Genomic DNA, 18,456 nt, shown 5'->3' on the forward strand with positions numbered 1-18,456 from the left:
AGCCATTGTTGCAATATGATTGAATCGTCAAGAGAACCTTATCGGGCAAAGCGGCCAGCAGGCGCATGATGTTTCAGCGACGGCGCCCGATTCCACACCTAACCCTCAGACAATTCTCAATACGATACCCACCGATTCTTGAATCAGGGGCGCGGGTACTTTTTAACGCCGGTACCAGTCACAGAAAAACCCGCCATGTAGGGGTCACGTTCGTCAAGCGTGATTGTGCTCGTGCCGGTCTTGATCGCCCATCCTTCAATCGTCGGAACAATGCCCGTCCTGTTTCCGACTTGGATCTCATCTTTGATCCCACCAGTAAAAATTGAGCCGATAACACTCTCATGCCGGAAGGACTGACCAGGCTTTAGGCGGCCTTTCGCATGCAATTGCGCCATACGAGCCGATGTGCCAGTTCCGCAGGGGCTGCGATCAATCGCCTTGTCGCCATAAAAAACCGCATTTCGGGCATCGGCGGCGGGCTCGGTTGCTGGCCCCGTCCACTGGATATGGGTTATGCCGCAAATACCTGGGTTTTCCGGATGCTTGATCTCATAGGTATCATTCATGATCTCGCGAAGCCGAGGACTTATTGCCACCAAGCGGTCGATTTGGACTTGGCCCACACCCGGGAAATTTTCCTGCGGTTCGACAATTGCATAAAAATTTCCGCCGAAGGCAACATCGAATGTCAGAGGCCCAAGATCCGGGCATGTGATCTCGAGCGCCTCCGCTGCTAAGTAACTCGGCACATTTGTAAGCAGCACAGATGCAACAATGTCGCCATCCATTTGATATTCGGCCAAAACACGACCCGCAGGTGTTTCAAGTCGGGCAAGTCCTGGTGTTTTGGGGGTCAAAAGCCCTTCCTCGAGCGCCATTGTAACGGTCCCGATCGTGCCATGCCCACACATCGGCAGACAGCCAGACGTTTCAATGAACAGCACGCCAACGTCATATTCATCAGTTGAGGGCGGATACAAAATGGAGCCCGACATCATGTCATGACCCCGAGGCTCAAACATAAGGCCGGTGCGAATCCAATCATACTCGGCCAGAAATATTTGGCGCCGGTCAAACATGGAAGCCGCCTCAATCCGTGGCCCACCTCCTGCAACAAGTCTCACGGGATTGCCGCATGTATGGCCATCAATGCAGAAGAACGTATGCCGAGCCATCTTGGGCCTTTCGTTTCATTTACCCACTTTAGAACCGGGTTGCGCGGAACGGATGAAGGTCCAGCTCCGGGGACTGCCCAGAAAGGAGTTGCGCAACGAGTTCGCCAGTGGCCGCCGACTGCGTCAACCCGTGATGTGCATGCCCGAACGCATAGGCTACATTGGATGCTGCAGACGACAGGCCTATAACCGGCAAACTATCAGGCATGGATGGACGGAACCCCATCCACCTTTGCCCGGTGCCCGTGTTGAGCTCGGGCAGGATCCGCTTCGCCTTGGTCACCATAGCATCGACGCGCTTCCAGTTTGGAGGGAGTTTCAAACCACCGAATTCAACCGCACCACCTATCCTAAGTCCCCCGGACAGGTGAGACAGGACAAACCCGTGGCCTGGCAACATGATAAAGCGCCTGATCTCAACGCCCGGCTCTGGAAGGGTGATATTGTAACCCCGCTCTGTGTCGAGCGGTACGCTGTCACCGAGCTGTGCAGCAAGGTGTTTTGACCATGCGCCGCAGGCGATAACGGCTTTATCAGATTGATAGGTGCGCCCGTCGTCGCTCGTGAGCACAACAGTACCGGACTCCTCCCGAATCTGAGCAACGCTTGCGGCTTCAAACTTGACATCCCGTGCTGCCAACCAATTTGCGATCGAAGTGCACAGCGTTTTGGGATCATCCAACTGTACCCAATCCGGCACGAGCGCGCCGCCTATGACCGCTCCAGAAAAACCCGGCTCCAAATCGCGCAACTCACTAACCGTGAGCTTTTCAACCCGGATCCCGTGTTCTCGTTGCTTTGCCCATCCATTGCGGGCCTGTTCAAGATCTGCCTGCCTGTCAAACACTTCCAGACAGCCATCGCGGCGAACCTGGTTGTGCGTTCCGCTGGCGCGCCAGAGACGCTCCCATGCGGGCATTGCCTGTGCGTTCAAAGCAGCGATGGCCTTTGTGCTGCTTGCAACGCGGTCGGGAGACGAAGCGGCTAGAAAACGAACCATCCATGGAACAACCTGGAAGGCATAGGCCGGACGGACCGCAAGCGGACCAAGGGGATCAAGCAACCAGCTAGCCGCCTTCTTCCATACACCAGGCGAAGCGAGCGGGGCAACGTCCGTCCAGGCAATTGCGCCTGCATTGCCCTGGCTTGCACCCGCTGCGACGCCTTCGCGATCAACAATCGTTACCTTGAAACCGCGTTCCACGCATGCTGCTGCTGTCGCCAACCCCACGACGCCGGCTCCGATGATGTGAACTTCACCGACTGCCATACGTCCCCCCTACACCGATGGAAAAGAAGGCCTGACTTCAAGTGCCTTCGAGATGACATTTTCAACACGCGCCCGCTCAGTACCGGAGAGTGGGAGGCGAGGAGCGCGGCAGCGATCATTGGAACCGCACGCATGTACCTCCGCGAGTTTGATGTTTTGAACCAGATTTGTGGAGACATCGAGGTCCAGAAGCGGCCGGAACCATCTGTAAATCTCAAGCGCTTCTTGGTAGCGGCCTTCACGCGCCAATTTATAGATTGCGACAGTTTCTTTTGGGAAAGCAACGACAAGACCTGCCACCCAGCCGACGGCACCAACCATCAGACTTTCAAGCGCCAGATTGTCGACGCCTGTAAATATATCGAACCGATCGCCAAACTTATTGATCACCTCTGTTACACGGCGGATATCGTCGGTTGATTCCTTCATAGCGACAACAAGTTCGTGCTCCGCCAGCTCTTCAAAGATATCGAGGGTCACATCGACACCATAGGCGACAGGATTGTTGTAGATCATGGCGGGAAGTCCAGCGGCGCTGACGACCGCGTTCAGATGCGTCAGCGTTTCATGTGGGGCCGACTTGTAGGGCACACCCGGAAGGACCATCAAGCCATCAGCTCCGGCGGCAGCGGCGGCTTTTGCCGACTCGACGGCACGTTTTGTGGAGCTTTCACACACAGTCATCAAGACTGGGCGGGAGCCCGAAACGCTTTTTGCGATTCTGAGCAAATTGATTTTTTCAGCCGGCTCCAGCGCCATCGCTTCGCCAAGCGATCCGCAGACGATGATACCGTCGCATCCAGCTTCGACTTGGAGCGCGAAGCAGCGTTCATTTTCGGCAGTATCCAATTCATCTGCCTCGGTAAATTTCGTTGTTGCCGCCGGAAAAACGCCGTTCCACATATTTTAGCTCCCAGATTTTTATCAGAATGTGAAGCGCAGACTGCATCCGACCTTTCATATTGTCAACAATTGATATATCAGCTGGATATTGGAAGTCTATTTGAAGGATGTCTGCATGCCCGAGGAGGAAAGCCGCGCCGACGCTGCCTATAAAAAGCTGGAGGAGGATATTGTCACTTTGAAGCTTAAACCGGGCGAAGCGGTCACGGAAAACCAGCTCACGCGCGATTTCGACATGGGACGCACACCAATACGGGAAGCTATTCAACGTCTGAGTTGGGAGGGGCTTGTAGTCATACGGCCGCGATTGGGCATCATCATTGCGGACATCAACCCTTCAGACTTTTCGCGCGTTCTTGAGGCACGCCACGCTCTTGAAGAGCTACTGGCAAGATCAGCCGCGCGGCTTGCCAGCAAATCAGAAAGGCAAGCTCTACACGACTGCGCAAAAGACATGCGAACGGCAGCCTCGGAGCCGGACGTTCAACGATTTTTGCAACTGGACAAACAGTTTGATGAACTCGTCGCGAAAGCAGCGTGCAATCCATTTGCATCCAAGGCGGTGGCACCCCTGCAAACACTCAGCCGGAGATTCTGGTTCCGTTACTTCGGCGAAACCGATCTTAATCCGGCAGCATGGAGCCATTTGGAGCTCATGCAAGCCATCGAGGCGGGTGATGAGAAAAGCGCAGTGGAAAAGGCGGACGATCTCATGCACTACCTGCGCCGGCAGGCAGCCGCACTGGTCGCAACTGCTGCACCCTCTGCATAACGCGTTAGCTATTCTCCGGCAGGCTTGGAGGGGTTCAAGAGCCAGCTGAAAAGGGCAAGAGCAAGTGCAGCCCCTACAAGTTGACACACAATAAAGCCCGGCAAGTCGACCGGACGGATCCCCGAAAACGTGTCTGTAAAACTGCGTCCAATGGCAACAGCAGGATTTGCGAAGGACGTGGACGCTGTAAACCAGTATGCGGCTGTGATGTACAATCCCACCAACCATGGCACCGCACTTTCGCGGAAGCGGATCCCCGCGAGAATGGTCCCAACAAGTCCAAAGGTCGCTACTATTTCAGCAAACCATTGTCCGAAACCGGTTCGGATCGTTGTAGACGTTTGAAGGGTTGGCAACTCGAACATGACATGCGCCATGATCGACCCAAAGATACCGCCGAGAACCTGAACAACAATATAGGCGAGAGCAACTTGCAGACCGATTTGTCGTTTCAATAGGAAAGCGAAGGTTACAGCCGGATTGAAATGTGCCCCGGAAATGGGTCCGAGAATTGTGATAAGAACAACAAGGATAGCGCCGGTTGGAATAGTGTTGCCGAGCAATGAAACGGCCGTATCGTCAGAAAGATTGTCGGCCATGATCCCTGATCCAACAACCGTACCGACCAGAATCGCCGTGCCTAGGGCTTCGGCTGCGAGGCGCCGCGAAAGATTAAAGGTTGCGTCGCTCATGCTGCCCGATCCGTAATGCGGCCGATGTCGGCAAGCACTTGCTTACCTTCTGGGTCGTCGAAGACTTCGTCCCCCAGCTCCACAAAAGCCGATATACGGCGCGCCATCCGCTCATAAGCAAGATCGAAAGCTGCCGCGCGTTCATTGTCGTCGCCTTCAACCGCAGCTGGATCCGGGATGCCCCAGTGAACCACAAGCGGATGCCCCGGCCAAATCGGACAAGCTTCGCCGGCTGCGCTATCGCAAACCGTAACGATGAGGTCCATTTGCGCGGCATCATGACCAGCAAACTCTTCCCAGCTTTTGGAACGATATCCGACCGTTTCCAGACCATGCCGGCCAAGGCATGCGAGCGCATCTGGGTTTACCATACCTCTCGGTGTGGACCCTGCGGAAAAGGACTGAAACCGCTCTCCCGCGACGTGTTTTAGCAAAGCTTCGCCTAGAATGGAGCGCGCCGAATTTGCCGTGCAAACGAACAGGACGTTTCGCAATTGAACCCCTTAGCCAATTTTGTAGTTGGCGGATTAACACCCCGCCTTGCGCCGAGACCCATCCACCAATTCGATGAGTGGCGCACAAAGTTCCGGATTCCCGCCACAGCAGTCTTCCAGAAGGTACGTTACGAGCCCCTGCATAATGCCGAGGTCCGTGAAGTACACAATTGAGCGCCCTTTTCTCTGCGATCGGATGAGGCCGGTACGCGCTAGAACGGCCAGATGTGTCGACATCGTATTTGCCCGCACATCCAGCGCTTCGGCTATTGCCCCGGCCGTCATACCTTCAGCACCTGCCCTCACAAGCACCCTGAATACATCAAGGCGCGTTTCCTGCCCTAGTGCAGCCAATGCATTCAATGCATCTTCTTTTTTCATATTTCGAAAATACTCGAATTGTGGAAAAGTTCAAACGAAAAGTTTCGCTTCAAGCCTTCTGCTTTTTTGAGAGCCCGAATAGGCACACAATAAGAACGACGCCTGTCAACGCTCCTGTGGCAATAAACACGAGACTAAAATCGTTGCCCAAAGCAAACAATGCGCTCGAGACTGCGATACTGATCGTTCCACCAATCATCTGCGCCGTCATCGTGATCCCACCACCTTGCCCGTGTTTGTGATCTGGCAAGGATGCCATGATCACAGTCTGTGTAGGGATGAATAAAAACGGGAAAGCGATTCCCGCAATTAGCAATGCGGCACCGAACAAAACAAGGCTCGACCAGATGACCCCAGCCGACAGCAATATCATGCAAACGAGCATGCCTAGAAGGCCAAAATACACCAGCTTGGAGGGGTGCATCCGGTCGGTTAGCGACCCGCACAGGGGTGCGATGAAGGGTTGGAGCACAGCAGATAGCATGATCAGCATCCCCGCACCCAACGGGCTGAACCCAAGAACCTGTTGAGCATATAACGCCGCGAACACAAAAATCGGCATTTTGGCATACTGGGCGTAGAACATGACGAGGTTGCTTGTCGCAAACATGCGGTTCTGAAACAGGTCGACTTCAATCAAAGGCGTTTTCTGATGAAGCTCGACCCATACAAATCCCGCAAGCAAGGCTGCACCAAGCAGTAGAGAACAAATGATAAAGGGGTTGTCCCAGCCCCAGTCTTCGGCCTCCATCAAGGAGAATACAAGACAAAACATGCCGCTTGCGATGAGCACCAGACCCGTCCAGTCGATGGGCGTTCGGGGCGGACGAGACACATCGCGCCACGATAGTGCCGAAACAATAGCAATTGCCAGAACGATTGGCGGATTAACCCAGAATATTAAGCGCCACGAAACGAGATCCGTTAACATTCCGCCGACAAATGGGCCCGAGGCCAGGAACACGGTACCCACCGCCCCGCCAAGTCCCAAGGCTGTTCCTCTTTGTTCTCTGGGAAAAGTCATGGTGGTCATAGCGACAAACAACGGAAAAATGACAGCAGCACCAACACCTTGCAGTGCTCTGGCAGCAATTAAGGCCGAACCTGTCGGCGCCAATCCTCCTAGCACCGAAAATGTCGCAAATATCGCAAGTCCGATGCGGAACATGCGAAGAATGCCGAATTGATCGGCCAACCGTCCGCTGACCGCCACAAAACAGGCAAACGACAAGAGGTAGGCATTTACGACCCAGTGCCCCACGGTTGCCGACAGTGACAGGTCCTTCTGGATCGTGGGTAGCGCAACCCCGACGGCTGTCTCGTCCAAAAGCACCAAACCCAACACGCAACTCACTGCGGCCAGAAGCCACCAACGTCTATTGTTTTCGGTAATGATCGGCATAAAAAAGCTCCCAGGGAGTACCCCCCGGGAGCCTATCCTAATTCTAGACTAACCTACCACCGGTTTCGCCGCTGTATCCGACTTAAGCCGCGTCCGCTTTCAAGGCCAGACGCTTGCGTATGCTGGCGACATCTGCTTGTGGCGTCGCAGCAAACAGCTTCTTGGTATAGTCGTGCTGAGGAGCATTAAAGACCTCATCACGTGTTCCATATTCGACGACTTCGCCAAAATACATCACCATCACCTTGTCGGAGAGATAACGAACGACCGATAAATCGTGGCTAATAAACACATATGTCAAACCCATTTCGTCTTGCAGGTCTTTCAGCAAGTTGAGGATCTGCGCCTGCACAGAAAGATCAAGTGCCGACACGGGTTCATCGAGCACCAGGAGCTTTGGCTTGAGCATGATCGCGCGTGCAATCGCGATACGCTGGCGTTGCCCGCCGGAGAACATATGCGGATACCGACCATAGTGTTCCGGCTGGAGACCAACTTTTTGCAGCATTTGGAGGGCGAGATCGCGCCTTTCGACGGCTGGCATGTCCGTATTTAGAAGCAACGGCTCTTCCAGGACATCACCAATTTTCTGCCGCGGGTTCAGCGAACCATATGGGTTTTGGAAGACAATTTGCACCCTCTGGCGCATTTCCTTCGAAATTCCGGTTTTGGCGATGTTGATCGGCAGTCCATCCACTTCGATAGAACCTGAACTTTGTGCATCAATCATTGTCAGCATTCTGGCGAGTGTGGATTTTCCGCACCCGCTCTCACCAACAACAGCCAATGTTGTACCACGCTCGACGTCAAAACTGACACCTTTGACGGCAGTCAGACTTTTTGCCTTGCGAAACATCGTCGCTTTGGTCTCATAGACCCTGTAAAGGTCCCGCACTTTTAGAATGGTGTCGCCGCTCATCAGAAGCCTCCCGCTTCCGCAAAATCGCTAACCGTCGGTAGTCGGTCACCTGTTGCATTTTCAGGCAAGGCCGACAGCAGCGCTTTCGTGTAAGGATTTTGTGGGCGCTCAAACAGGGACAGAACGTCAGCTTCTTCCATCTTGCGGCCCTTGTACTGCACGATCACGCGGTCAGCAGTTTCCGCAACTACACCCATGTCATGGGTAATCATAATCAAGCCCATGCCGCTGTCTCTTTGCAATTGTACGAGCAAGTCCAAGATCTGTTTTTGAATTGTAACATCAAGCGCAGTTGTTGGCTCATCCGCGATCAAAAGTTTGGGCGAGCAAGCAATTGCCATCGCGATCATGACACGCTGGCACTGACCACCTGACATTTGGTGCGGGAACGCATTGAAACGGCCCTCAGGATCCGGCAGGCCGACCGCATGCATGAGCTCCAACACGCGGGTCTTGACCTTTTTCCCCCGAAGGTCGGTGTGCGCCTTCAGGGTCTCGCCAAGCTGGAAACCCACAGTGAAACATGGATTGAGACTTGCGATTGGTTCCTGAAAGATCATCGAGATGTCTTTACCGATTACCCTTCTGCGGTCTCTGGCTGAGAGCGTTTGAAGGTCGAGGCCCTCAAACTCCATCTTGTCGGCAGCAATTGTTGCGCTGTCAGGCAGAAGACCCATTGTCGCCAGCATCGCAACAGATTTCCCTGAGCCGGATTCTCCAACGATGGCCAGTACTTCCCCGGCGTCTACGGTGTAGTCCACACCATCGAGTGCCTTAAACGGACCCTTAGCTGTGTCAAATTCCACCTTGAGATTTCTGATTTCAAGAAGAGACATGGATCAGCTCCTCTTCAATTTTGGATCGAGCGCATCCCGCAACCCATCGCCGACCAGGTTAATGGCGAGCACGGTTACAAGGATGGCAATGCCCGGGAAAGTAACGACCCACCAAGCACTTAGGATGAACTCGCGTGCCTCGGACAGCATCGTGCCCCATTCTGGGGTCGGCGGTTGCGCACCCATCCCAAGAAAGCCGAGCGCGGCCGCGTCCAGAATTGCATTCGAGAAAGCCAGCGTTGCCTGGACAATGAGCGGGGCCAGGCAATTGGGAAGAATCGTTTTGAACATGAGCCGGATATGTCCTGCACCGGCGACACGCGCTGCGACCACGTAGTCGCGATTACGCTCGGCAAGGACAGCCGCGCGGGTCAATCGTACAAAATGCGGCTGAAGGACGATGGCGATGGCGATCATCGCGTTAACAAGGCCCGGACCGAGGATCGCCACCAGCACGAGCGCGAGCAACAAGGACGGGAAAGATAGGATGATATCCATCAATCGCATGATCAATGTGTCAACGATGCCGCGCATATAGCCAGCGATCAGACCAATCACAATTCCGCCGGTCAGGGAAACCGCTACAACAATGATCCCGATAAACAGCGAAAACCGCGCGCCATAGATCAAGCGGGAGAGAATGTCACGACCAACGGCATCGGTTCCAAGAAGAAAGGAAGTGGTGCCACCGTCTTCCCAGAACGGAGGCGTTAGAAAGTTCTCCCGAAACTGAAAGCCGGGATCATGCGGGGCGACCCAAGGCGCCAGCGCAGCAACCACGACAAGTGCGGAGAAGATCACTAGCCCGACAACAGCGCCCTTATTTTGCGAAAAATAATACCAGAATTCGGCCAGCTGCGCTTTTGTCGCGCTCCGGCTTTCCTTTTCCAGCTGAGTGAGATCGGCCGAAACGGCCGGGGGTTGGTTCTTCATTCTTACTATCCCTCGGCTCATGTGTGACGAATACGGGGATTAACGAGACCGTAGAGCACATCGACGATCAGGTTCACCACCATGATTATGCCGGCGATTAACAGCAGCCCTCCCTGGACGACGAAGTAGTCACGGCGCGAGATGCTATCCACCAGCCATTTACCGATGCCGGGCCATGAGAAAATCGTTTCGGTCAAGATTGCCCCGGCAAGCAAGACACCCACCTGAAGGCCAATGGTCGTAATCACCGGTATTAGCGCATTTCGAAGCGCATGAAGGCCTACAACTTGATGCGGTGGCAAACCCTTGGCGCGCGCCGTGCGAACATAATCTTCGCCAAGCACTTCAAGCATGGCGGACCGGGTCTGACGCGCAATAACAGCCAGCGGAATTGTCGCCAAGACGATCGACGGCAGGATGAGATGCTGAACGGCAGACAAAAATGCACCTTTTTGTCCTGACAGAAGGCTGTCGATCAGCATGAAACCCGTTACTTGAGGAAAGAAGTACAGCAACGAAATTCGGCCGGATACCGGCGTCCATTGCAAAATTCCGGAAAACAAAATGATCAGGAGCAGCCCCCACCAGAAAATCGGCATGGAGTAGCCAACAAGGGCTGTGCCCATGATTGCCTGATCGGCAACCGAGCCACGTTTGACCGCCGCAAAAATGCCGGCCGGAATCCCAAGACAGATCGCAATAATGATAGCGCATAGCGCCAGTTCTGCGGTCGCGGGAAACAGAGTTAGAAACTCGTCGAGGACCGGTTTTTTGGAAGCGAACGAAACACCCAAGTCACCTTGAAAAATCCCGGCAACGTAGTCGATATATTGTTGCCAGTACGGCTTGTTGAACCCCAACTGCTCCATAACTTCCGCCTTGCGTTCGGGCGAAATACCACGTTCACCTGCTAACAATTCAGCCGGGTCTCCCGGCAAAAGGCGGATAAACGAAAAGGCGACCAACGTGACGCCAAGGAACGTCGGGATCAACAGGCCGACCCGGCCTAGAAGAAAGCGAAGCATGATTTAAGGGTCCAGATGTGGAAGGCCAGCGGAACCAGTCAGGAAACTGACTGGTTCCGCCGGCCAATTAGGCTTTGACGCCGGCGCACTGGGCCGGCGCGCTATTTGCGAGCGGACTTACTCGCTAATGTCGACACCGTCAAACCAGTGACCACCAAGCGGATCCATCACATAACCTGACACTTTGGAAGACATTGGCATGAAAACGACCGAGTGCGCGATCGTGGCCCATGGTGCTTCTTCTTTGAAGATGACCTGAGCTTCTTCATACAGCTTGGTCCGTTCAGCTTTGTCTGTGATCGTTTTAGCTTTTTGGGTTAGCGCATCGAACTCCTCGTTGCACCACTGCGCGCGGTTCGAACCGCCCACCGCATCACAGCCCAAAAGCACCGCCAGGAAGTTGTCCGGGTCCCCGTTGTCACCTGTCCAACCCAGCAACACCGCACCGTCGCGTTCCTCGTCCTTGGATCGCGACAAATATTCACCCCACTCGTAAGACACGATCTCGACATTGACGCCGACATTCGCAAAGTCGGCCTGTATGACTTCGGCCATGCGGCGAGCATTCGGATTGTATGGACGCTGAACCGGCATTGCCCAAACTTTCATGGACAGATCTTCCACACCGGCAGCGGCGAGCATTTCTTTCGCCAACTCCGGATTGTAGTCGTCATCCTCGATCGCATCGTTATACGACCACATTGTGGGCGGGATCGGATTCTTAGCGCTTTGGCCTGACCCTTGGAAAACGGCGTCCAAAATGGCTTGTTTGTTGATCGCGTGGTTCAAAGCCTTGCGGACTTCCTTTTTGTCGAAAGGCGCAACTTTAGTGTTGTAGGCGAGGTAACCAACATTCAGGCCTTGCTGCTCCATAAGCGTCAGATTGGAGTCTGCACGAATGTCCTCGATATCCGCCGGAGCCGGATACGGCATGACATGACATTCACCGGCTTTCAGCTTCTGCAAACGTACCGAAGCGTCTGGCGTGATCGCGAAGATAAGGTTGTCGATTGGCTGCTTGCCGTTCCAATAGTCACCAAAAGTAGCGTACCGGATTACGGCATCCTTCTGGTAACCCACAAACGAGAACGGTCCAGTTCCCACGGGCTGCTGATTGAGCTGCTCTTTGGTTCCAGCCTCGGCAAGCTGGGCTGCATATTCTGCAGACAAAACTGATGCAAAGTCCATCGCAAGATTGGCAAGCATCGGCGCTTCTGGGCGAGTCAATACAAACTTGACGGTGTAGTCGTCGACTTTGACGATATCCTTGATCAGGTCCGGCATGGACATTGCGTTGAAATATTCCCAGGATGCACCTGCGGTGTATTCATGCCAGGCGCTGTCCTTGTCCAACTGCCGACCAAACGAAAAAATAACATCGTCGGCGTTAAATTCCCGTGTCGGGGTAAAGTAACTTGTAGTGTGGAATTTCACACCTTTTCGAAGATTGAATGTGTACTCGAGACCATCTTCGGACACTTCCCAACTTTCAGCGAGACCTGGCAGAACTTCTGTTGTTCCGCGCTTGAACTCAACCAAGCGGTTGTAAAGCGGCTTGGAAGACGCATCGAACGTCGTGCCCGCAGTGTAAAGTGCGGTGTCAAAGCCCTCCGGCGATCCTTCAGAGCAGTAGACCAATGTCTTCGCTGATGCACCAGTTGCAACGAGCACGGCAAGGCTGGCGCCAAGAAGGGTAGCCTTCAAGGTGTTACGCATTTTCATCAATTTGTTCTCCCCTTGATGAAGCAGCGGGGCATCGCATCATTGGGTTTGTGCGAATAAGGTTTGGCCCGCGCTAGCGCAAACTAAGGCTTTTTTTAGATGCAAAATCAATAGCAAAAAATTTTCTAATATTGATCATTTTAAGAAAAATTATGCACTAAGTACCAAAACGTATAGCAAAATTATGGTCAATTTTGCTCGCCTGCGAGAGAAAAAATCCACCGCAAGTTTCGAAAATCAGCTTTAACTGCCTGATATTACTTACCTTGTCAAAAGTTACGCATTACGCTTTTTGTCAGGCTTCGGATCGCGTTCGTCGGACTGCATCGCGCCAGCCAGCCATTAATTCATCTCTGACGGAAGCAGCCATCGACGGCTCAAACCGCCGATCCAAATGCCATTTATTGGAAAACTCTGCCTGACCAGGCCAAGCACCGGACCTTGAGCCGGCAAGCCACGCTGCTCCCAGCGCTGTCGTTTCAGCAACTTTTGGGCGGTCAACCGGTGCCCCCAGTATGTCGGCGAGGAATTGCATCGTCCAATCCGACGCGGTCATACCGCCGTCAACGCGCAGGACAGTCTGCCCAGATGCGGTCCAATCGTCCTGCATGGCGTCCAAGAGATCACGGGTTTGGTACCCCACGCTTTCAAGAGCGGCTCGAGCAAAATCGGCAGGCCCGGTGGCGCGGGTCAACCCGTAGATCGCCCCACGTGCATCTGCATCCCAGTACGGGGCTCCTAACCCTACAAAAGCAGGCACTAGGTAAATTGAGTTTTTGCGATCCGCCTGCTCGGCCAGTTCCTGAGTTTCTGTCGCGGATTTTATGAGCCCAAGACCATCGCGGAGCCACTGAACTGCAGCTCCAGCGACAAAAATCGACCCCTCAAGTGCATATGTCGTTTCTCCGCCGAGGCGGTACGCAACCGTCGTCAAAAGACGGTTTCGAGATGCCACTGGATTTGTGCCGGTATTGATCAGGGTAAAACAGCCGGTACCGTAGGTCGACTTGACCATTCCCGGCTCGAAACAGGCCTGACCAAGTGTTGCAGCCTGCTGGTCGCCAGCAACGCCGAGAATCGCCAGGGGTTTGCCGAACAAATCGGACCGGGCCATGCCGAAGTCGTCCGCGCAGTCGCGCACTTCAGGCAGCATGCTCATGGGGATCCGCAGAAGCTTGCAGAGTTCGTCGTCCCATGCGTTTTCATGGATGTTGTAAATAAGCGTTCGGGAAGCATTTGTGGCGTCGGTAACGTGGCTTTCGCCACCAGTCAGATTCCAGATGAGCCAGCTATCTACGGTTCCAAATGCAAGTTCGCCGCGTTCGGCTCGTTCTCGAACGCCTTCAACATTGTCGAGAATCCAGGCAATCTTCGTTCCAGAAAAATAAGGATCAAGCAGCAACCCTGTTTTGGCCGTAAAGACATTTTCGTGCCCCTCTTCCCTCATTTTGGCGCAAAACTCGGACGTGCGCCGGTCTTGCCAAACAATCGCGTTGTACACCGCCTTACCGGTTTTCCGGTCCCAAACAACCGTTGTTTCACGCTGGTTGGTGATGCCTATTGCAGCGACATCGCTAATCGAAACATGCGCCCGTTCAATGGCTTCCCGGCAGACGGAGGCCGTCGTTGACCAAAGATCTTCCGGATCGTGCTCAACCCAACCGGATTTCGGAAAATGCTGAGCGAACTCGCGCTGCCCAACGCTGATAGGTTGAAAGTCTTCGCCGAACAAAATCGCGCGGCTGGATGTTGTTCCTTGATCGATTGCCAATATGGAACCAGCCATGGCAAACTCCCCAATATTGCTTTTTTCGTTCGCGCTATTTGACGCGTTGGTTTTTATGCGGCGGCTCCGGCCTTCTGGGCAAGATAGTCGGACAGGTAACGATCAAGTTTGACCAGATCTGATCCTGTCAGCCGCAGACCGAGTTTGGACCTTCGCCAGGCGATATCGTCAGATGTCCGAGCCCATTCCCGATCAACAAGCCATTTGACTTCTGCTTCATAGAGGTCGGCGCCAAAATGATGCCCAAGATCGGCAATTGATTTTGCGCCCCCAAGAATGTGCTGGCTATCTGTGCCGTATGCATGCATTAGCCTTTTGGCGAAACGCTCCCCTAAGAACGGATAGCTGTCCCTCAGTCCGCTTACCTGGTCTGCGAAGGACAAAACATCGAAGTCTCCCCCTGGCAAAGGTGCGTTTGCAGTCCAGATCCCTTTGTTGAAGGGCAGAAATGGCGTGACTTTCTCCAACGCGTGCTCCGCCAACTTTCGATAGGTGGTGATCTTTCCCCCGAAAACCGAAAGTAAAGCTGGGCTTTCCTTACCACCCTCAAGTTCAAGAACATAGTCGCGGGTAGCAGCCTTTGCGTCCTCTGCGCCGTCATCGTAAAGCGGCCGGACACCGGAATAGGTGTGAACCACATCGTCTTTGGTAACCGCCCTCTCGAAATACTCACTCACAGCCTTGCAAAGATACGATACCTCGTCATTAGAAATAGTGACCTCACCTGGGTCCGACTGGTAGTCCACATCGGTCGTGCCAATTAGCGTAAAATCTGTTTCATATGGGATCGCAAAGATGATCCGACCGTCTCCATTTTGGAAAATGAAACACCGGTCGTGTGTATAGAGCCTAGGAACGACGATGTGACTCCCCTTTACCAACCGCACGTTCGATGTGCGGTTTGCGCCAACAACCCCAGAAAGCATGTCTGCGACCCAAGGCCCGGCCGCATTCACAAGAACAGAAGCAGTGACCGTGCTCTCCTCACCGGTCTCTAAATTCCGCAAATCAATTCGCCAAAGCTTTCCTTCCCGCCGAGCGCTGTAGCACTTCGTTCTCGTAAGAATCTCGGCACCACGGTCAGCCGCATCGCGCGCATTCAGCACAACAAGCCGAGCGTCTTCGACCCAGCAATCGGAGTATTCAAATCCTTTACTGAATAGCGACTTCAGACCTTCAGAAAACGGCGCACGGTCCAGTTTCACTGTTTTGGTTGCGGGCAACAGCTTCCGTCCACCAAGGTGGTCATAAAGGAACAATCCAAGTCGAAGGAGCCAAGCCGGCCGGAGATCTTTGTGATGCGGAAGTATGAAACGGAGTGGCCATACAATATGCGGCGCAGCGCGCCACAGGACTTCCCGCTCTTTCAGTGCTTTTCGGACCAGGTCGAACTCGTAGTATTCAAGATAGCGCAGCCCGCCATGAATGAGTTTCGTTGACGCGGAAGAGGTGGCACCGGCGAGGTCGCCCATTTCAGCCAGAAGCACGCTGGCACCTCGGCCGACAGCATCTCTGGCGATACCTGTACCGTTGATCCCACCGCCAATGACCACGAGATCGTAGTCTGGTGCCATATCTGCCTCCGACGTAGCCGCACATGCGAATTGAAGTCGAAAACGAAAATAAAACGAAACTTTCCGAAATTCAATCAAACAAATCGGCGCATCCCCTTCTCAAAGGATGCGCGCCTGTATGTTTCAATTCCCTCAGTGATCTGGATCGGGCGGCGCATCGTCTTCTGGCTTCACCGAACTTGGATCTGCTTTTGATCGCTTTTTCTTCTGCGCAATCAAGTCGGCTGCTGCAGGCGGTGTTGCGGCATGATAAGTCACCTGCGGGAATGGAATCTCAATGTCTTGTTCGTCGAAAACGTCTTTGACAAACTCATTATAGGCACGGCCGACGCCCCATTGGTCGCCAGGGAGAGTTTTGATCCGCGCTCTTATATCGATAGCGCTCGCGCCAAAATTCGTGACCCCGTGCATTTCAAGGTCACCAATGATGGATCTTGCAAAATCGCTGTTTTTGAGGCGCCGGAAGGCTTCCTCCAGTGCTGCTTTTGCCTTGCGAATGTCCGTATCGTAGGCAACTCCGATCACAGCGACATGATAAGAAAAATCGCGCATAAAATTGGAGACCATGTCGACAGACGAGAATGGAACGATATGCGTTGTGCCATCCAGATCCCGCAAACGCACGGAGCGAACAGTCAGCCTCTCAACCGTTCCGGTGGTACCACCAACCGTGACAACATCCCCTTCATTGATTGCGTTTTCAATCTGGATGAACGCACCGGTGATAATATCTTTCACCAACGTCTGCGCACCGAATGAAATTGCCAAACCAACTACACCGGCACCGGCAATCAATGGCCCGATGTCGATTCCGAGTTCTGAAAGGGACAACAATGCAGCCATTACCATCACAACGACGGTGAAAGCATTTCGAAACAACTGGAACAGCGTTCGTTCGCGGGCGGTTACAACGTATCCGGACCGCGATCGCAGACGCAAATCTACCCAGGCCATCACGGCAAGCCAGATGGCGAACGCGACAAGCAGCACGAGAAAAGCCGAGCTGTAGCGGCCAATCAGATCCGCTCCGCCCTCGCTCTGAACCCAGGACAAAAAGCTGACGACCCCCCATATGTCGAGCAGTATAAGCAACGTTATAACAAAAACGGCGAACCGGAAGATTTTGAGAATTCGGGGAACAAAAGCGTTCAGCCGCCCCTGCAGCGCAGGCAAACTCTCGCGAATGTTTTCCGGCAAGCGAATGCCGCCGGTAATTGCCCGCGTCATTGTGAGCGACAGCAGCATTCCACCCATGATCGTCAAAATAGATAATCCGGTCGACCGCATAATGATTGCAACCGCGTCAAATGGCCGGAACAACCAGACGATTAGAACCGTGAGGATATAGACGTATGTGACAAGGCTCCAAAATCCCGCAAGACGGTACACGGTTCGTTTAGTGATCTCACTGGATAAGCCCTCCGAATAGGCTCGGATACCGGCTTTGACCTTTTGCTGGTTGCGAAAAACGAGCGTTAATACATAAAGAGCAGCGAACACTGTAACGAGAAACCGGACGGTGTTTCCGATAACGAAAGAAATCGAGAGATTGGCGACCGGAACGGCAAGCATGATCCCATATCCGAGCCAGGACACCACAAATCCCAAGCGCGCGCACCAGTAGACGGCAGAAGGATCGTCGAATGGAAGTAGGCGAAGTTCCGGCCGCTCCGGTGCAAACACGAACCGCAAACCAACTTTTAAAAGACCGGTGATCAAGAAAGCGTTTAGAGCGAGGCTCTCCAGAAGCGTCACACCGCTTTCTAGCCCGCCAAATGACAAAAGGGCTACTGCGTACCCCCCACCCCACCCGATCGCGACTGTGGCAGCATCAGCCGCGGTGGTAACAACCAGCATCAAAGCTCTTGTGAGCCATCCTCCATATCTGGCCGTCATATCGAACTTTCGATAGACCGTGACCAGGATCCACTGACCCAGCTTGAAGAGAACCATCGCGGCGATCAAAACCAGACCGACTTGCAGCATGGCCGTCGTAATCCGATCCCGATCAATTGTGATTGTCCCATCTGCCAATAAACTTATGCCACTCAAAGAGCGTCCTACCCGGTCCCAAACAGCGACAAAGTCATCCATTATGACCTGAGTGTACTCACCAAGACGAACCGCAAATGGCGCAGCGGTCTGGGTTTCACTCTCTTGCGAAAGGTCGGCTGCGCTACCGGTGTCAGCCGCATCTGACCTTTGTGAACGCGCTTCCGCGGCTGTTTGGGGACCTGTACCGCCCCCTTCAGGCAGATCTAGAGCTTCGAGCTGCTCGATCAGAACCTGGCGGCCTCTCGGATCCTCCAGAAGATCGATTAGAGCCTGCCGAGCCGATTCTGCAGACGGAGCTTCCGAACCTGAATTTTGCGAGTTGGAGGACTGGACTTGAGCCACCGAAACGGCGCTTAGCCCCAGAGTTGCAAAGGCGAAAAAACAAACAGCCAGAACAGGGCGGAATTTGGCAAACATTGAACACGTCTTCAAAATTAGGAGAAACCACATATGCTTTGGTCTGATACCGATCGGGAGGTTAACGCGCCACCAGCTCGAAACAAGAGGCTCAGACAAA

Annotated in this window: 16 protein-coding genes; 1 reads left to right on the forward strand and 15 read right to left on the reverse strand. The window is 53.8% G+C overall.

All coding sequences use genetic code 11. From position 1 onward, the window contains the following. Positions 1-143: 143 nt before the first annotated feature. From JM93_RS17065 to JM93_RS17075, 3 genes are read right to left on the reverse strand one after another with little or no spacing between them, the layout of a single operon-like run. Positions 144-1,175: a 4-hydroxyproline epimerase gene (locus JM93_RS17065; protein WP_145345915.1), complete on the reverse strand. Its 1,032-nt coding sequence runs from the start codon at positions 1,173-1,175 to the stop codon at positions 144-146. Positions 1,176-1,203: 28 nt separating this feature from the next. Further along, positions 1,204-2,445, reverse strand: a complete 1,242-nt coding sequence (locus JM93_RS17070; protein WP_145345917.1) for an NAD(P)/FAD-dependent oxidoreductase — start codon at positions 2,443-2,445, stop codon at positions 1,204-1,206. Between the two features lie 9 nt (positions 2,446-2,454). Beyond that, positions 2,455-3,348 (reverse strand): dihydrodipicolinate synthase family protein, encoded by an 894-nt coding sequence (locus JM93_RS17075; RefSeq protein ID WP_145345919.1) that lies wholly within the window; start codon positions 3,346-3,348, stop codon positions 2,455-2,457. A gap of 115 nt (positions 3,349-3,463) precedes the next feature. On the opposite strand from JM93_RS17075, the gene JM93_RS17080 reads away from it, so the two are divergent. Then, the gene (locus tag JM93_RS17080; RefSeq protein WP_145345921.1) at positions 3,464-4,120 is read left to right on the forward strand and encodes a GntR family transcriptional regulator; all 657 of its coding nucleotides are present in this window, start codon (positions 3,464-3,466) and stop codon (positions 4,118-4,120) included. An 8-nt stretch (positions 4,121-4,128) separates the two neighbouring features. Here the strand turns inward: JM93_RS17080 and JM93_RS17085 are convergent, their stop codons facing one another. From JM93_RS17085 to JM93_RS17140, 12 genes are all read right to left on the reverse strand, one after another. After that, positions 4,129-4,812: an aquaporin gene (locus JM93_RS17085; protein WP_145345923.1), complete on the reverse strand. Its 684-nt coding sequence runs from the start codon at positions 4,810-4,812 to the stop codon at positions 4,129-4,131. Further along, a complete protein-coding gene (locus JM93_RS17090; RefSeq protein ID WP_145345925.1) occupies positions 4,809-5,306 on the reverse strand; it encodes an arsenate reductase ArsC in 498 nt (165 codons plus the stop codon). The genes JM93_RS17085 and JM93_RS17090 overlap by 4 nt, the downstream gene beginning before the upstream one ends. A gap of 33 nt (positions 5,307-5,339) precedes the next feature. Then, positions 5,340-5,687, reverse strand: a complete 348-nt coding sequence (locus JM93_RS17095; protein ID WP_145345927.1) for an ArsR/SmtB family transcription factor — start codon at positions 5,685-5,687, stop codon at positions 5,340-5,342. Positions 5,688-5,736: 49 nt separating this feature from the next. Continuing rightward, entirely contained in the window at positions 5,737-7,089 is a 1,353-nt protein-coding gene (locus tag JM93_RS17100; RefSeq protein WP_145345929.1) for a DHA2 family efflux MFS transporter permease subunit, read from the reverse strand. An 82-nt stretch (positions 7,090-7,171) separates the two neighbouring features. Continuing rightward, the gene (locus JM93_RS17105) at positions 7,172-8,008 is read right to left on the reverse strand and encodes an ABC transporter ATP-binding protein (protein WP_145345931.1); all 837 of its coding nucleotides are present in this window, start codon (positions 8,006-8,008) and stop codon (positions 7,172-7,174) included. Beyond that, a complete protein-coding gene (locus JM93_RS17110; protein WP_145345933.1) occupies positions 8,008-8,844 on the reverse strand; it encodes an ABC transporter ATP-binding protein in 837 nt (278 codons plus the stop codon). The genes JM93_RS17105 and JM93_RS17110 overlap by 1 nt, the downstream gene beginning before the upstream one ends. A gap of 3 nt (positions 8,845-8,847) precedes the next feature. Further along, positions 8,848-9,777: an ABC transporter permease subunit gene (locus JM93_RS17115; protein ID WP_145345935.1), complete on the reverse strand. Its 930-nt coding sequence runs from the start codon at positions 9,775-9,777 to the stop codon at positions 8,848-8,850. A gap of 17 nt (positions 9,778-9,794) precedes the next feature. Beyond that, positions 9,795-10,802 (reverse strand): ABC transporter permease subunit, encoded by a 1,008-nt coding sequence (locus JM93_RS17120; protein ID WP_145345937.1) that lies wholly within the window; start codon positions 10,800-10,802, stop codon positions 9,795-9,797. Positions 10,803-10,919: 117 nt separating this feature from the next. Beyond that, the gene (locus JM93_RS17125; RefSeq protein ID WP_145346268.1) at positions 10,920-12,518 is read right to left on the reverse strand and encodes an ABC transporter substrate-binding protein; all 1,599 of its coding nucleotides are present in this window, start codon (positions 12,516-12,518) and stop codon (positions 10,920-10,922) included. 301 nt (positions 12,519-12,819) lie between these two features. After that, entirely contained in the window at positions 12,820-14,310 is a 1,491-nt protein-coding gene (glpK, locus tag JM93_RS17130) for a glycerol kinase GlpK (protein ID WP_145345939.1), read from the reverse strand. Between the two features lie 53 nt (positions 14,311-14,363). Next, positions 14,364-15,884, reverse strand: coding sequence for a glycerol-3-phosphate dehydrogenase (glpD, locus tag JM93_RS17135; protein WP_145345941.1), 1,521 nt, complete (start codon positions 15,882-15,884; stop codon positions 14,364-14,366). A gap of 132 nt (positions 15,885-16,016) precedes the next feature. Then, complete coding sequence (locus JM93_RS17140) at positions 16,017-18,356, reverse strand: mechanosensitive ion channel domain-containing protein (RefSeq protein WP_145345943.1); 2,340 nt, start codon at positions 18,354-18,356, stop codon at positions 16,017-16,019. Positions 18,357-18,456: the final 100 nt, after the last annotated feature.

Source organism: Roseibium hamelinense (assembly GCF_007830545.1).
Classification (GTDB): Bacteria; Pseudomonadota; Alphaproteobacteria; order Rhizobiales; family Stappiaceae; genus Roseibium; species Roseibium hamelinense.

Bases quoted from the DNA above. Each gene is read 5' to 3' on its own strand.
- JM93_RS17115 (WP_145345935.1), bottom strand. From the start codon at position 9,777: ATGAAGAACCAACCCCCGGCCGTTTCGGCCGATCTCACTCAGCTGGAA.
- JM93_RS17080 (WP_145345921.1), top strand. From the start codon at position 3,464: ATGCCCGAGGAGGAAAGCCGCGCCGACGCTGCCTATAAAAAGCTGGAG.
- JM93_RS17085 (WP_145345923.1), bottom strand. From the start codon at position 4,812: ATGAGCGACGCAACCTTTAATCTTTCGCGGCGCCTCGCAGCCGAAGCC.
- glpD (WP_145345941.1), bottom strand. From the start codon at position 15,884: ATGGCACCAGACTACGATCTCGTGGTCATTGGCGGTGGGATCAACGGT.
- JM93_RS17095 (WP_145345927.1), bottom strand. From the start codon at position 5,687: ATGAAAAAAGAAGATGCATTGAATGCATTGGCTGCACTAGGGCAGGAA.
- JM93_RS17120 (WP_145345937.1), bottom strand. From the start codon at position 10,802: ATGCTTCGCTTTCTTCTAGGCCGGGTCGGCCTGTTGATCCCGACGTTC.
- glpK (WP_145345939.1), bottom strand. From the start codon at position 14,310: ATGGCTGGTTCCATATTGGCAATCGATCAAGGAACAACATCCAGCCGC.
- JM93_RS17140 (WP_145345943.1), bottom strand. From the start codon at position 18,356: ATGTTTGCCAAATTCCGCCCTGTTCTGGCTGTTTGTTTTTTCGCCTTT.
- JM93_RS17065 (WP_145345915.1), bottom strand. From the start codon at position 1,175: ATGGCTCGGCATACGTTCTTCTGCATTGATGGCCATACATGCGGCAAT.
- JM93_RS17105 (WP_145345931.1), bottom strand. From the start codon at position 8,008: ATGAGCGGCGACACCATTCTAAAAGTGCGGGACCTTTACAGGGTCTAT.
- JM93_RS17100 (WP_145345929.1), bottom strand. From the start codon at position 7,089: ATGCCGATCATTACCGAAAACAATAGACGTTGGTGGCTTCTGGCCGCA.
- JM93_RS17075 (WP_145345919.1), bottom strand. From the start codon at position 3,348: ATGTGGAACGGCGTTTTTCCGGCGGCAACAACGAAATTTACCGAGGCA.
- JM93_RS17125 (WP_145346268.1), bottom strand. From the start codon at position 12,518: ATGCGTAACACCTTGAAGGCTACCCTTCTTGGCGCCAGCCTTGCCGTG.
- JM93_RS17110 (WP_145345933.1), bottom strand. From the start codon at position 8,844: ATGTCTCTTCTTGAAATCAGAAATCTCAAGGTGGAATTTGACACAGCT.
- JM93_RS17070 (WP_145345917.1), bottom strand. From the start codon at position 2,445: ATGGCAGTCGGTGAAGTTCACATCATCGGAGCCGGCGTCGTGGGGTTG.